This is a genomic window from Mesorhizobium sp. ISC11, from assembly GCF_037162595.1.
Lineage (GTDB): Bacteria > Pseudomonadota > Alphaproteobacteria > Rhizobiales > Rhizobiaceae > Mesorhizobium > Mesorhizobium ciceri.
The window spans coordinates 2,458,931-2,472,783 of sequence record NZ_JAVSPW010000001.1 but is presented as its reverse complement, the minus strand read 5'-3'; the positions used below and the strand labels follow the sequence as shown (position 1 = coordinate 2,472,783).

Sequence of the window (13,853 nt, the reverse complement as noted above, 5' to 3'; positions counted from 1 at the left end):
GTGACGATGGCTGCCTTCCAGCGCATCCTGGCAACCGCGCCGCTTCCCGCCGACCTGCGCGGCGGCGTCGTGGCGATCGGCAATTTCGATGGCGTCCATCGCGGCCATCAGGCGGTGCTCGAGCGAGCCTCGGCCGAGGCAGGACGGCGCGGCGTGCCGGCCCTGGTGCTGACATTCGAACCGCATCCGCGCAAGATCTTCAGGCCTGATATCCCGTTGTTCGTGCTGACGCCGCCGCCGATGAAGGCGCGGCTGCTGTCGCTGCTGGGCTTTGCCGCGCTCGTCGAGCAGCCGTTCACGCGCGACTTCGCCTCGCTGTCGGCGGAAGCGTTCGTGACGGATGTGCTGGAAACGAACCTCGGCATTACTCACGCCGTAACCGGGTTCGACTTCCATTTCGGCAAGGATCGTCAGGGCGGCCCGGCCTACCTGATGGCGGCCGGCGAGCGTCACGGCTTCGGCGTCACGCTCGTCGACGCGTTCCGGGACGAGGGCGCCGAGGTGGTGTCGTCCAGCCGCATCCGCGGATTGCTGGGCGAGGGCGAGGTGGCTGAAGCCGCCAGTCTGCTCGGCTACCGGTTCACCGTCGAAAGCGAGGTGGTCGGCGGACAGCAGCTTGGCCGCACCCTTGGCTTTCCAACCGCGAATATGAGGCTGTCGGCTGAAGCCGCACTCAAGGAGGGCATCTATGCCGTCCGCTTCCGCCGCGCCGACGGCACGCTTCACGACGGCGTCGCCAGCTTCGGCCGCCGCCCGACCGTCGACGACAATGGCGCGCCGCTGCTGGAAACCTTCGTCTTCGATTTCTCCGGCGACCTCTATGGCGAGGTCTGCCAGGTTTCCTTCTTCGGTTTCCTGCGCCCCGAGGTGAAGTTCGAAGGGCTCGACGCGCTGGTCGCGCAGATGAAGCGCGATGAAGCCGAGGCACGCGCGCTGCTTGCCGGCGTCAGGCCGCTCTCCGACCTCGACGCTGAGATGGCATTTTAAGCTACTTCTTCAGTGCCAGGCCGACGGCGATGAAGGTCCAGCCCTGGAAGATCAGATCGATCGCCAGGAACAGACCGAGCACCCACAGGCTGTTGACCGGCCAGCCCATGGCGATGATCAGGCCCGCAAGCGCGGTGATGACACCGGCAGCGACGATCCAGCCCCAGCCGCGTTCCGGCCGATGGCTGTAGCCGACCCAGGCCCTGAGCACCCCTGACGCGACCAGCGTAATCGCCAGCAGGAATGTCAGCACCGCCGAGGCAAGCAGCGGATTGCCGAAAGCGAAGAAGCCGGCAACGGCGTACAGCAGTCCGCTGAGCAGCCAGTAGAAGAAGCGGCTCCAGGTCTTGACGCCGAACGCGTGCACGATCTCGATGATGCCCGCCATCAGCATCAGCCATCCCACGACGTATACGGAAGCCACCGTGGCGACGAACAGGTTGGCGAAGGCAATGCCGCCGAAGATGAGCAGCAGCACACCGAGCGCGACAAACCATCCCCATTTTGTCCGTGTCTGTTCGATCGCGATTTTCAGGGCCTCGCCATGCAGGGTCATTGTCGCGGTCTCCATCGAGGGCTGCGGAATACTGCGGATGGAAGGTAATCCGGGCGCGGGCCAACGTCCAGTCGACGACCGGCAGGGGGATCGCGGCAAAGCGCGAGCGTATGTCTCGGGTTTAAATCAAATTTTACCAAACGGCCGTCAAAGCTGTCATCGGTAATCGTGTGTATCGTGTTAGTGGAGTGGCCATGAGTCCGGTCGGAAGAATCTCTCTGGTGTTGGCCGCTGCGGTGCTGGGCGGGGCGGGCGCCGCCAATGCGGGCGAGGGCAGCTGGCTGTCCGGCGACTGGTATCTGACCGTTGGCGCCACCGGCCTGGTCGCGCCCAATTTCGAGGGCGGCAGGAAATACATGCTGAGCGCCCAACCCATCATCTCATTGGGCAAGGCCGGACCGGCGGCACGCTTTGTCTCGCGCAACGACAACATCTCGTTGGCGCTGGTCGACGATGGCGGTGTCCGCGCCGGCCTGACCGGCAAGTTCCTGTTTTCCCGCGACGACGACAACGCCGATGAACTGAAGGGCCTCGATCCGGTGCGCTGGGGCGGCGAAGTCGGCGGCTTCTTCGAATTCTATCCGACGGACTGGCTGCGCGCCCGCGCCGAGCTGCGCCACGGCATTCGCGCCCACAACGGCTTTGTCGCCGACATCGCCGCCGATGCCTTTTACGACGTGACGCCGACCGTCAGGATTTCGGGAGGACCGCGTGTTTCCTTCGCCTCGGGCAACTATTTCGACGCCTATTATGGCGTCAACGCGCAGGAAGCGGTGGCCTCCGGCCTGAGCGAATACCATCCCGGTGGCGGGCTGAAATCGACCGGCCTTGGCGGCGCCATAACCTGGAAGGTGACCGAGCCGATGACCGCCAGCCTGTTTGGCGAATATTCGCGCCTGATGGGACCGGCGGCCGATTCCAGCCTGGTCAAGGAGCGTGGCGACCGCAACCAGTTCACGGTCGGCGTGTCGACCACCTACCGCTTCGATTTCACGATGTAGGTGAATCGAACGAGAGACGCTTTATTCCTGCCGTGGCTTCGGCTAAAAGCCCAGCCATGACCAGCTTTTCGCGCCTTTTCGCGATCGCGATACGAATTACAGGCCCGGTGTTCCGGGTGGCCTGAGCGCCGCCGGAGCCGCCGGGAGTTTCTGCGCGCCCCTCGCGCTTTTTTCATAACATGATAGTTCACGCCCGAGCTCTTTTGCCGCCGGGCAATGCACATGGCAGACCAATGACCGATACAACTGAAACGATCGACTATTCCAAGACGCTTTATTTGCCGCAGACGGACTTCCCGATGCGCGCCGGCTTGCCGGAGAAGGAGCCGCTGCTGGTCAAGCGCTGGCAGGACATGGATCTCTACCGCAAGCTGCGCGAGAGCGCTGCCGGCCGCACGAAATACGTGCTGCATGACGGCCCGCCCTACGCCAATGGCAACATCCATATCGGCCATGCACTGAACAAGATCCTCAAGGACGTCATCACCCGCTCGTTCCAGATGCGCGGTTACGACTCGAACTATGTGCCCGGCTGGGACTGTCACGGCCTGCCGATCGAATGGAAGATCGAGGAGCAGTACCGCGCCAAGGGCAAGAACAAGGACGAGGTGCCGGTCAACGAGTTCCGCAAGGAATGCCGCGAATTCGCCGCGGGTTGGATCACGGTGCAGGGGGCCGAGTTCCAGCGCCTCGGCGTCATCGGCGACTTCAAGAACCCCTATACGACGATGGCTTTCCATGCCGAGTCGCGCATCGCCGGCGAGCTGTTGAAGTTCGCCATGTCGGGCCAGCTCTATCGCGGCTCCAAGCCGGTGATGTGGAGCGTGGTCGAGCGCACGGCGCTGGCCGAGGCCGAGATCGAGTACCACGACTATGAGAGCGACACGATCTGGGTGAAGTTTCCGGTCGCCAGCCTTGTCCGCCCCATCGACGATGGCCAGACCAAGCTGACGGAGGGCGCCCTCGATCTGCTGCAGGCCCACGTCGTCATCTGGACGACGACGCCGTGGACGATCCCAGGCAACCGCGCCGTCAACTATTCGCCGCGCATAAACTACGGCCTCTACGAGGTTACGGCGGCCGAGAACGCATTCGGCCCGCAGCCGGGCGAAAAGCTGATCTTTGCCGACGCACTGGCCGAAGACTCCTCGGCCAAGGCCAAGGTCACCTTGAATCGTCTCCGCAGCGTTTCGGCGCAAGAGCTTGGAAGCCTTACGCTTTCACATCCGCTCAAGGGTTTTTGCGGCGGCTACGAATTTGCCGTTCCGATGCTCGCCGGCGACCATGTCACCGACGATGCCGGCACCGGCTTCGTCCACACCGCGCCCGGACACGGCCGCGAGGACTTTGACGCCTGGATGGACGCGGCGGTGGATCTGCGCGCACGCGGCATCGATCCCGCCATCCCGTTCACCGTCGACGATGGCGGCTTCTTCACCAAGGACGCGCCGGGTTTCGGACCGGACCGCGAGGGTGGACCGGCGCGCGTCATCGACGACAACGGCAAGAAGGGCAACGCCAACCAGGCCGTCATCGACGAGCTGATCAAGCGCAACGCGCTGTTCGCGCGTGGCCGGCTGAAGCACAGCTATCCGCATTCGTGGCGGTCCAAAAAACCGATCATCTTCCGCAACACGCCGCAATGGTTCGTCTATATGGACAAGGACCTCGGCGACGGCTCGACGCTGCGCAGCCGGGCGCTCAAGGCCATCGACGACACCCGTTTCGTGCCCGCCGCAGGCCAGAACCGCATCCGCGCCATGATCGAGGAGCGCCCGGACTGGGTGCTGTCGCGCCAGCGCGCCTGGGGCGTGCCGATCGCCGTCTTCGCCGATGTCGACGGCAATGTGCTGAAGGACGAAGCGGTCAACCAGCGCATCATGGACGCCTTCGAGAAGGAGGGCGCCGACGCCTGGTTCGCCGCTGGCGCCAAGGAGCGTTTCCTTGGCAATCACGATGCCTCCAAATGGAAGCAGGTGATGGACATCCTCGACGTCTGGTTCGATTCGGGCTCGACGCATGCCTTCACGCTGGAGGATCGCCCTGACCTGAAATGGCCGGCCGACGTCTATCTCGAAGGCTCCGACCAGCATCGCGGCTGGTTCCATTCCTCGCTGCTGGAAAGCTGCGGCACCAGGGGCAGGGCGCCTTACGATACTGTCGTCACCCATGGTTTCACCATGGACGAGGATGGCCGCAAGATGTCGAAGTCGCTCGGCAACACCGTGGTGCCGCAGGACGTCATCAAGCAGTCGGGCGCCGATATCCTGCGTCTGTGGGTGGTGACGACCGACTACTGGGAGGACCAGCGGCTCGGCAAGAACGTGCTGCAGACCAACATCGATGCCTACCGCAAGCTGCGCAACACCATCCGCTGGATGCTCGGCACGCTCGCCCATGACGATGGCGAAGAGGTGCCGCTGGAGAAGATGCCGGAGCTGGAGCGGCTGATGCTGCACCGGCTGGCCGAGCTCGATGAGGTCGTGCGCTCGGGCTACGACGCCTTCGAATTCAAGCGCATCACCCGCATGCTGCTCGATTTCATGGTGGTCGAGCTGTCGGCGTTCTATTTCGACATCCGCAAGGACGCGCTCTACTGCGACGCGCCGTCGAGCCTGAAGCGCAAGGCTTCGGTGCAGGTGGTGCGCCATCTCTTCGATTGCCTGGTGAAATGGCTGGCGCCGATGCTGCCCTTCACCATGGAGGAGGCCTGGCTCGATCGTCATCCCGACGCGGTCTCGGTGCATCTCGACCAGTTCCCGCAAATCCCGGCGGACTGGAAGAACGAGGCGTTGGCGGAAAAGTGGCGCCAGGTGCGGCAGGTGCGGCGCGTCGTTACCGGCGCGCTGGAGATCGCGCGCGCCCAGAAGGTGATCGGATCGTCGCTGGAAGCGGTGCCGGTCGTCACCATCAACGATGCAGCGCTCGAAGCGGCGATTTCAGATGTCGACATGGCCGAGATGGCGATCACCAGCGATCTGGTTATCGCGCATGGCGAGGCACCGGCTGGTGCCTTCGCGATCGACGACGTCAGGGGTGTCGCCGTGGTGGTCGAGAAGGCCGAGGATCGCGGCCTGTTAAAATGCGCACGCTCATGGCGCTACACCGCCGATATCGGCCAGGATCCGGAATACCCGGATGTTTCGGCCAGGGATGCGGCGGTGCTGCATGAATTGAAGGCGCTTGGCCGGCTTTGACAGGCCGGCCAGCTTGATCGGTGCACAAATGCCACGCCGGGCGGGTGAAAACCGCCCGCGCGTTGCCCTTAACGAGTGGTTGAGGTAAACACGCGAAACTCCGGAAGACAAATTGTCGCCGGATTTCCGTCGCAAGTGCTTGGACGATGGGGACCGGCCACGAGGCTGGTGGCAATCGAGAGGCTGTCTAGAGTGGGACTTTTTGGCATGACCGAGAGATATAATGCGCGCCTGGCGCTGCTGGCGCCGCTTGTCGCGTCGGGCCTCGCTTTGTCCGGCTGCATGGGCTCTCCGACCTACGGCACCGACAAGACCGCCGGCGAACAGCTGGCCGGCGATATTTCAGGCGCCTTTTCATTTGCGCCGAAGCGCAAGGAACAGATCGACTACAAGCCGCGTCCGACGCTTGTAAAGCCGGCGCCCGGCCAGAAGGAAGCGCTGCCGGCCCCGCAGGACAGCATCGAGACGGCGAGCGCCGAATGGCCCGAATCGCCCGAGCAGCGCCGCGCCCGCTTGCGCGCCGATGCCACCGCCCATCAGAACGACCCGGCCTATCAGTCGGAGATCGTCGACGACGTGCAAACCGATCCGGCCTCGGTGAAAAGGGCGATGGCGGAGTCAGGCTCGAGCCACCCGCCGGCATGGACACCGGCCGATTCCGACAAGGGCCGTGCCGCCGAGATCCAGCGTCGCCTCGCCGACAGCAAGCAGGGCGATCCGAACACCCGCAAATATCTGAGCGAGCCTCCAGTGCAGTATCGTGTCGCGGCCGGCACCGCGCCGCAGAACGAGCTTGGCGAGGACGAGTACAAGAAGGAACGCCGTCTCAAGAAAGAGGCGGAAGGCAAGAAGGGCAGCGGCTGGTTCGATTGGCTGTAAGAACACCGAATTGTGTCGCCGGGCGTAGCGCCCGCTTCAGCCGCGCCGCTCCCGAAAAAATTCTTTGAGCAGCAGGCCTGCTTCGGTCTCGCCCATGCCCGGATAGATGTCGGGCGCGTGGTGGCAGGTCGGCGAGGCGAAGAAGCGCACGCCGTTGACCACCGCACCGCCCTTGTCGTCGGCGGCGCCGAAATAGAGCCGGCGCAGCCGGGCGAAGGAAATGGCGCCGGCGCACATGGCGCAAGGCTCCAGCGTCACATAGAGATCGTGCCCGGTCAGTCGCTCGGCCGACAGTTTGCGGCAGGCTTCGCGGATGACCAGCATCTCGGCATGCGCGGTCGGGTCGGCAAGTTCGCGTGTGCGGTTGCCGGCGCTGGCGACAACACCAGCGCCATTGGCGATGACGGCGCCGACCGGCACTTCGCCTCGCAAGGCGGCAGCTTCGGCCTCCTTCAGCGCCAGCGCCATGAAATCGGGCCGCTTCACGCGATTTCCACTCCGATTATCTCCTCGCCACCTGACGGTGATCCTGTTATGGAGCGCATGACCTCGAAAATCGGGACTCGGTTTTCGAAAATGATCATGCGCCACATCAAAAGTGCTACAGCGTTCGTTGCGCGCCCCTAAGGATGCGCCACGCTGTAGCAGCGCAAACGGATAAAGGCCACATGGACGACAACGACAAGAAATTCCGACCCAGGAAGGGTCCGGCCAAGAGTGGGCCGAAAGCCGCGGGACCGCGCAGCCGCGATGGCGCCGCGGGCAAGGGCGGCAAACCGTCCTTTGGCGCCAAGAAACCTTACGCACCGCGTGGCGACCGGCCGATGGCTGCCGATGGCGAGCGGCCGAAGCGCGATTTCAAGGGCGGCGACAAGCCTTTCAGCAAAGGCCCGCGTCCCGAAGGCAAGCCTTTTGAGAAACGCGAGGGGCCGCGCAAACCTTATGCACCGCGCGGCGATCGTCCAATGGCCGCCGAAGGCGAGCGCAAACCGTATGAAAAGCGCGAGGGCCCACGCAAGCCCTACGCACCGCGCGGCGACCGCCCGGTGGCCGCCGAAGGCGAGCGCAAGCCCTATGAAAAGCGCGAGGGGCCACGCAAGCCCTACGCACCGCGCGGCGACCGCCCGGTGGCCGCCGAAGGCGAGCGCAAGCCCTACGAGAAGCGCGAAGGGCCGCGCAAACCCTACGCACCGCGGGGCGACCGGCCGGCTGGGGCGGCAGCGGGCGGCGAAAAGCGCTTCGACCGTCCCAAGCGCGATTTCGGTGACCGCGCCCCCCGTGACGCCGGCGATCGCCCAAGGCGTGACTTCGCCGACCGCCCCAAGCGTGACTTCGGCGATCGCCCGAAGCGGGATTTCAACGATCGGCCGCAAGGCGCGTCAGGCGGCAGCTTCAAGCCACGCCCGCGTCCCGCCGAGGCTGCGGAAGAGGCAGGCGAGCGCATCGCCAAGCGGCTGGCCCGCGCCGGCCTCGCCTCGCGCCGCGATGCCGAGGAACTGATCGCCGCCGGCCGCGTCAAGGTCAATGGCCGCGCCCTGACTTCACCGGCCTTCAACGTGATGCCTGATGACATCATCCATCTCGACGGTATGGAAATCCCGCCGATCGAGCGCACAAGGCTGTTCCTGTTCCACAAGCCGGCCGGCGTCGTCACCACCAACCGCGATCCCGAGGGCCGCAAGACCGTCTTCGACGTGCTGCCGGCTGAATTGCCGCGGCTGATGACCATCGGCCGGCTCGACATCAACACCGAAGGCCTGCTGCTGCTCACCAATGATGGCGGCCTGTCGCGCGTGCTCGAACTGCCGGCCACCGGCTGGCTGCGCCGCTACCGCGTGCGCGTCCACGGCAAGGTCGAGGAAAGCGCGCTTGCCGGCCTGCGCGAAGGCATCGCCGTCGACGGCGTCTTTTACGGCGCCATCGAAGCGACGCTCGATCGCGAGCAAGGCACCAATGCCTGGCTGACGATCGGCCTGCGCGAGGGCAAGAACCGCGAAGTCAGGAACATCCTGGGTTCGCTCGGCCTCGACGTGACGCGGCTGATCCGTATCTCCTACGGGCCGTTCCAACTCGATGACCTCGCCGAGGGCCATGTGCTGGAAATCAAGGGCAGGGTGTTGCGCGACCAGCTTGGCGAGCGCCTGGTCGAGGAATCCGGCGCCAATTTCGACGCCGATGTCACCAAGCCGTTTTCCAACAAGCCGGTGCGGCGCACCGAAGTTCGCGAGCCGGAGCCGGAACGGCCGAAATTCACCCGCGATGGCGAGCGCCGCCCGATCGGCGAGGGCGGGTTGATCAAGAATCGCAAGCGCCGCGAAGGCAGCCGCGATGAGGCTCTGGGCAAACTGTCGACAAGCCCCGACAGAAACGCTGAGAAGAGTTTTGGCGAACGCGCCCCGCGTCCCGAACGCAGCTTTGGCGACAAGCCGCGCGGCAATTTCGGCGACAAACCGCGCGGTGGCTTCGGCGACAAGCCGCGTGGTGCTTTTGGTGGCAAGCCGGGCGGTGGCAAAAAGTCCGAGCGCGAGCAGCGGCCGATCGAGCCGCCCGGCCAGCGCAAGGCCAATGTCTGGATGGCGCCAGGCGCGCGACCGATCGGCAAGGGCAGGGCCGAAGCTGACGCCGCCAAGGCGGCTGACGCCAAGGCGCGCAAGGCCTCGTTCAAACCGACCTATGGCAAACCGGCCGGTGCAAAGCCGTTCGGCAAGCCGCGCGGCGAACGTCCGGGCGGGGCTGGCGGCGGTGAGCGTCCGCGCAACGGTCCCCGAGGCCCCAAAGCGAGATGAGAATCGTCGGCGGTGAGTTTCGCGGGCGTCCGTTGGCGACGCCGCGCTCGAGCGCCATCCGTCCGACGACCGATCGTACCCGCGAGGCGGTCTTCAACGTGCTGGCGCATCGCTTTGCCGAGCAATTGGACGGGGCACGCGTGCTCGACCTGTTCGCCGGCACCGGCGCGCTGGGACTCGAAGCGCTGTCGCGCGGTGCCTCCTACGGTGTCTTCATCGAGGAATCGGCGGAAGGCCGTGGCCTGATCCGCGACAATGTCGAGGCCTTCGGGCTCACCGGCCGCACCAAGATCTTCCGCCGCGATGCCACCGGCCTCGGCGAGGCCGGCACGCTGGCGCCGTTCGGCCTTGTCTTCGCCGACCCGCCCTATGGCAAGGGCCTTGGCGAGCGCGCCTTGCAGTCGGCCAAAGCCGGCGGCTGGCTTCGCCCCGGCGCGCTGTGCGTGGTCGAAGAGGCCGCGGTGGCGTCCTTCGAGCCAGGCCCCGGCTTTTCGGTGCTGGACGAACGCAACTATGGCGAGACCGTCATCCGCTTCATCGAGGCGGCCTGATACGCCTCGTATCCTTGGCCGGGCATCCATGGGCCGGCCTCTTTGCCGCCGCCTTTGCCGGCAACATGATCAACAAATCACTTTGCTTGTCGCCAGCACCTTGCCTATCGTCTGTCGACAGAACCGGAGCCGTTGATGACATCCAGGATTGAATGGCTGCGGGGAACGCTGTTGGCGACCTCCTTGGCTTTTGTCACGACCAGCCCAGTGCTGGCCGAGAGCCCCGTCTTGCCCAACACGGTTCCGGCCGAGTTCAAGGTCACGGATTTCCTGCTCGACAACGGCATGGAGGTGGTCGTCATTCCCGACCACCGTGCGCCGATCGTCACCCACATGGTCTGGTACAAGATCGGCAGCGCCGACGAGCCGCCCGGCAAATCCGGCATCGCGCATTTCTTCGAACATCTGATGTTCAAGGCAACGACCAACCATGCGGCCGGCGAGTTCGACCGCGCCGTCTCCGATATCGGCGGATCCAACAACGCCTTCACCTCCTATGACTACACCGCTTTCCACGAGACGGTGGCGCCGTCGGCGCTCGAGCTGATGATGAGCTTCGAGGCTGACCGCATGCGCAACCTCATCCTCACCGACGATGTCATCAAGACCGAGCGCGACGTCATCCTCGAGGAGCGCCGCTCGCGTATCGACAACAGCCCCGAGGCTGTGCTGGACGAGGAGGTCGATGCGACGCTGTGGCAGAACCAGCCCTATCGCATTCCGGTCATCGGCTGGATGCAGGAGATGCAGCAGCTGAACCGCGTCGACGCCACCGCCTTCTACGACAAATACTACCGGCCCAATAACGCCGTGCTGATCGTCGCCGGCGATGTCGAACCGGACACGGTGCGGGCGCTGGCCGAAAAGACCTATGGCAAGGTGGCGCGCGGCCCCGATCTGCCGCCCCGCATCCGCCCGGTCGAGCCGGAGCAGAACACCAAGCGCACGGTCACGCTCTCCGACGCGCGCGTCAGCGTGCCGAGCTTTTCCACGCAATGGGTGGTGCCGTCCTATCATTCGGGAAAGCCGGGCGAGGCGGAAGCGCTCGACCTCTTGGCGGAGATCCTCGGCGGCGGCAATCGCAGCCGGCTGTACCAGGCGCTCGTCGTCCAGCAAGGTATCGCATCCAGCGCCGGCGCCTTTTTCCAGGGCACCATGCTCGACGACACCAACTTCACCGTCTACGGCGCGCCGCGCGGCGATGCCAGGATTTCCGACGTCGAAACGGCGGTCGATGCGGAGGTGGTGCGCATCGTCCGGGATGGCGTGACGCCATCGGAACTGGAAAAGGCCAAGGACCGCTATGTCAGGTCGATGATCTTTGCCCGCGACAAGCAGGATTCCATGGCCAACATCTACGGTTCGACGCTGGCCACCGGCGGCAATGTGCAGGACGTCCAGCAATGGACGGACCGCATCCGCAAGGTCACCGCAGACGAGGTCAAGGCGGTCGCCGCGCGCTATCTGGTGCTCGCCCGGTCGACGACCGGCTATCTCTTGCCGCAGCAACAGGCGGGGAATTGATGATGACGAACCAGCACCGCCGCTCTCTCCCTTCTCCCCTTGTGGGAGAAGGTGGCCGAGCGAAGCGAGGTCGGATGAGGGGTGTTCCAGCTTGGCGCCGACGGCGCTCCGTCACCCACCCCTCAACCGTCTCGGCGCTGCGCGCCGATCCACCTTCTCCCACAAGGGGAGAAGGAAGGGCGCTCGCCGCACTCACCACCCTTTTCCTCTCCATCCTCTTCCTCATCCTGCCGGCACTCACCGCGCGGGCCATGGACATCCAGTCCGTCACCTCGCCAAAGGGCATCACCGCCTGGCTGGTCGAGGACTATTCCGTGCCGGTCGTCGCCATCCGCTTCGTCTTTGGCGGCGGCTCGACGCAGGATCCTGTCGGCAAGGAAGGACTGGCCAATCTAATGACCGGCCTGTTCGACGAAGGCGCCGGCCCGCTCGATAGTGAAGACTTCCAGATCAAGCTCGACGATGCCGGCGCCGAGATGAGCTTCGACGAGAGCCGCGACGGCATCTACGGCTCGATGCGCATGCTGGCCGAGCAGCGCGACCAGGCCTTCGACCTGCTGCGGCTGGCGGTCAACGAGCCGCGCTTCGACCAGTTGCCGATCGACCGCATCCGTTCCCAGATCCTGTCCGGCATCATCGCCGGCGAAAACGACCCGGACACGGTGGCGCAGAACAAATGGGCGCGCGCCCTCTATGGCGACCATCCCTATTCCCGCTCCGATCAGGGCACCAAGGAAAGCATCGCCGCCATCACGTCCGATGATCTGAAAGCCCTGCACAAAGCGGTGTTCGCGCGCGGCGGCCTGCATGTCGCCGTGGTCGGCGCCATCGACGCGGAGACGCTGAAGAAGAAGCTCGACATGGTGTTCGGCGACCTGCCGCAGAACCAGGCGCTGAGGCCTGTGGCCGATATCGACCCGAAGCTGGCGCAGCATATCGAGGTCGACTACGACCTGCCGCAGACCTCCCTGCAGCTCGCCTTTCCAGGCGTGAAGCGCAAGGCGGCGGATTTCTTCCCCGCCGTGCTGATGAACGAGATCCTCGGCGGCGGCACCTTCACCTCGCGCCTGTTCCAGGAAGTGCGCGAAAAGCGCGGACTGGCCTACAGTGTCAACTCCTCGCTCATCAACCAGGACCACGCTAACGCGCTGATCGTCAGCACCGGCACCCGGTCCGACCGTGCGGCCGAGACGCTGGGCATCGTCCGCGATGTGGTCAAGCAATTGGCCGAGCAAGGCCCGACCGAAGCGGAACTGGCGGCGACCAAGAAATACATGATCGGCGCCTACGCCATCAACAATCTGGACTCGTCCAGCGCCATTGCCTCGACATTGGTCGAGTTGCAGCTCGACGATCTCGGCATCGACTACATGCAGCGCCGCGCCGGCTACATCAACGCGGTGACGCTCGAACAGGTCAAGGCCGCGGCGAAAAAGCTGCTGACCACCGAGCCGACCATCATGGTCATCGGCCCGAAACTGGCCGGAGCCGGCAAGGGATGAGCCCCACTTTCGGCATCGCCTTCGGCGGCGGCGGCGCGCGCGGGCTGGCGCATATCCATGTCATCGAGGCGCTGGACGAGCTCGGCATCAAGCCGGTGGCGATTGCCGGCTCGTCGATCGGCGCCATCATGGGCGCCGGCATGGCATCGGGCATGACCGGCAAGGACATCCACGACTACGCCCGCTCGATCCTCGGCCGCCGCGCCGAGGTGGCCAGCCGCATGTGGCGGGCGCGGCCGGGCACGATAGCCGAAGCCATGCAGAACGGCATCCGCGTCAGCCAGTTCAATGTCGAACGCATCCTGAAAGCCTTTCTGCCCGAGGCCATCCCCGAAACCTTTGCCGAGCTGAAGATCCCGCTGAAGGTGACGGCGACCGACTATTTCGGTCACAAGCTGGCCGTCTTCGAAGACGGCGACCTGCACTCCGCGCTGGCGGCGTCAGCGGCCATCCCTGCCGTGTTCCGTCCGGTGATGCGCGACGGCAGGCTGCTGATCGACGGCGGCATCTACAACCCCGTGCCGTTCGACCTGATCGAGAACGACGCCGACATCATCATCGGCGTCGACGTCGTCGGCGCACCGGAAGAGGCCGACCGCAAACAGCCGACCTCCGTCGACCTGATGTTCGGCGCCACGCAATTGATGATGCAGTCGATCATCGCCAACAAGCTGAAGCAATGCCGCCCCGACATCCTGGTCCGCCCGGCAGTGTCGAGATACCGCGTCCTCGATTTCCTGAAGATCGACGCGCTGATGAACGAGACGGTGGATATCAAGGACGAACTGAAGCGGCAGGTGGAGAAGGCGGTGGAGGCGAGGAATAGCGCCGCCATCAAGGGGAGACGGGGCAAGCAGGTCGGGTGAGGAT

General features: G+C 65.0%; 11 protein-coding genes. 9 read left to right on the top strand and 2 right to left on the bottom strand.

All coding sequences use genetic code 11. The features are described 5' to 3' along the window. Positions 1 to 6 precede the first annotated feature (6 nt). Positions 7 to 987, top strand: coding sequence for a bifunctional riboflavin kinase/FAD synthetase (locus tag RPF88_RS12355; RefSeq protein WP_337122499.1), 981 nt, complete (start codon positions 7 to 9; stop codon positions 985 to 987). Between the two features lies 1 nt (position 988). Here RPF88_RS12355 and RPF88_RS12350 read toward each other — a convergent pair whose 3' ends face one another. Then, on the bottom strand, positions 989 to 1,543 hold the full coding sequence (locus RPF88_RS12350; RefSeq protein ID WP_337122498.1) for an HdeD family acid-resistance protein: 555 nt from the start codon (positions 1,541 to 1,543) through the stop codon (positions 989 to 991). A 194-nt stretch (positions 1,544 to 1,737) separates the two neighbouring features. Here RPF88_RS12350 and RPF88_RS12345 point away from each other — a divergent pair, with 194 nt between their 5' ends. From RPF88_RS12345 to RPF88_RS12335, 3 genes are all read left to right on the top strand, one after another. Next, positions 1,738 to 2,544 carry a MipA/OmpV family protein gene (locus tag RPF88_RS12345; RefSeq protein ID WP_024504841.1) on the top strand — a complete coding sequence of 269 codons (807 nt, stop codon included), beginning with the start codon at positions 1,738 to 1,740 and terminating at the stop codon, positions 2,542 to 2,544. 233 nt (positions 2,545 to 2,777) lie between these two features. Beyond that, positions 2,778 to 5,741, top strand: a complete 2,964-nt coding sequence (gene ileS / locus RPF88_RS12340) for an isoleucine--tRNA ligase (protein ID WP_127367177.1) — start codon at positions 2,778 to 2,780, stop codon at positions 5,739 to 5,741. A 207-nt stretch (positions 5,742 to 5,948) separates the two neighbouring features. Next, a complete protein-coding gene (locus RPF88_RS12335) occupies positions 5,949 to 6,620 on the top strand; it encodes a hypothetical protein (RefSeq protein WP_013532359.1) in 672 nt (223 codons plus the stop codon). A gap of 36 nt (positions 6,621 to 6,656) precedes the next feature. On the opposite strand, the gene RPF88_RS12330 is transcribed toward RPF88_RS12335, so the two are convergent. Continuing rightward, positions 6,657 to 7,106: a nucleoside deaminase gene (locus tag RPF88_RS12330; RefSeq protein WP_127271509.1), complete on the bottom strand. Its 450-nt coding sequence runs from the start codon at positions 7,104 to 7,106 to the stop codon at positions 6,657 to 6,659. A gap of 182 nt (positions 7,107 to 7,288) precedes the next feature. Here RPF88_RS12330 and RPF88_RS12325 point away from each other — a divergent pair, with 182 nt between their 5' ends. From RPF88_RS12325 to RPF88_RS12305, 5 genes are all read left to right on the top strand, one after another. Then, positions 7,289 to 9,406 (top strand): pseudouridine synthase, encoded by a 2,118-nt coding sequence (locus tag RPF88_RS12325; protein ID WP_337122497.1) that lies wholly within the window; start codon positions 7,289 to 7,291, stop codon positions 9,404 to 9,406. Beyond that, entirely contained in the window at positions 9,403 to 9,957 is a 555-nt protein-coding gene (gene rsmD, locus RPF88_RS12320) for a 16S rRNA (guanine(966)-N(2))-methyltransferase RsmD (protein ID WP_024504838.1), read from the top strand. The genes RPF88_RS12325 and rsmD overlap by 4 nt, the downstream gene beginning before the upstream one ends. Positions 9,958 to 10,092: 135 nt before the next feature. Beyond that, a complete protein-coding gene (locus RPF88_RS12315; RefSeq protein ID WP_337122496.1) occupies positions 10,093 to 11,481 on the top strand; it encodes a M16 family metallopeptidase in 1,389 nt (462 codons plus the stop codon). A 74-nt stretch (positions 11,482 to 11,555) separates the two neighbouring features. Then, positions 11,556 to 12,983, top strand: a complete 1,428-nt coding sequence (locus RPF88_RS12310; RefSeq protein WP_337122495.1) for a M16 family metallopeptidase — start codon at positions 11,556 to 11,558, stop codon at positions 12,981 to 12,983. Further along, positions 12,980 to 13,849 (top strand): patatin-like phospholipase family protein, encoded by an 870-nt coding sequence (locus RPF88_RS12305; protein ID WP_337122494.1) that lies wholly within the window; start codon positions 12,980 to 12,982, stop codon positions 13,847 to 13,849. Before RPF88_RS12310 ends, RPF88_RS12305 begins: the two co-directional genes overlap by 4 nt. Positions 13,850 to 13,853: the final 4 nt, after the last annotated feature.

Excerpts from the sequence above, each read along its gene's own strand:
- RPF88_RS12355 (WP_337122499.1), top strand. The coding sequence starts at position 7 with ATGGCTGCCTTCCAGCGCATCCTGGCAACCGCGCCGCTTCCCGCCGAC.
- RPF88_RS12310 (WP_337122495.1), top strand. The coding sequence starts at position 11,556 with ATGAGGGGTGTTCCAGCTTGGCGCCGACGGCGCTCCGTCACCCACCCC.
- RPF88_RS12335 (WP_013532359.1), top strand. The coding sequence starts at position 5,949 with ATGACCGAGAGATATAATGCGCGCCTGGCGCTGCTGGCGCCGCTTGTC.
- rsmD (WP_024504838.1), top strand. The coding sequence starts at position 9,403 with ATGAGAATCGTCGGCGGTGAGTTTCGCGGGCGTCCGTTGGCGACGCCG.
- RPF88_RS12350 (WP_337122498.1), bottom strand. The coding sequence starts at position 1,543 with ATGACCCTGCATGGCGAGGCCCTGAAAATCGCGATCGAACAGACACGG.
- RPF88_RS12315 (WP_337122496.1), top strand. The coding sequence starts at position 10,093 with ATGACATCCAGGATTGAATGGCTGCGGGGAACGCTGTTGGCGACCTCC.
- RPF88_RS12345 (WP_024504841.1), top strand. The coding sequence starts at position 1,738 with ATGAGTCCGGTCGGAAGAATCTCTCTGGTGTTGGCCGCTGCGGTGCTG.
- ileS (WP_127367177.1), top strand. The coding sequence starts at position 2,778 with ATGACCGATACAACTGAAACGATCGACTATTCCAAGACGCTTTATTTG.
- RPF88_RS12325 (WP_337122497.1), top strand. The coding sequence starts at position 7,289 with ATGGACGACAACGACAAGAAATTCCGACCCAGGAAGGGTCCGGCCAAG.
- RPF88_RS12305 (WP_337122494.1), top strand. The coding sequence starts at position 12,980 with ATGAGCCCCACTTTCGGCATCGCCTTCGGCGGCGGCGGCGCGCGCGGG.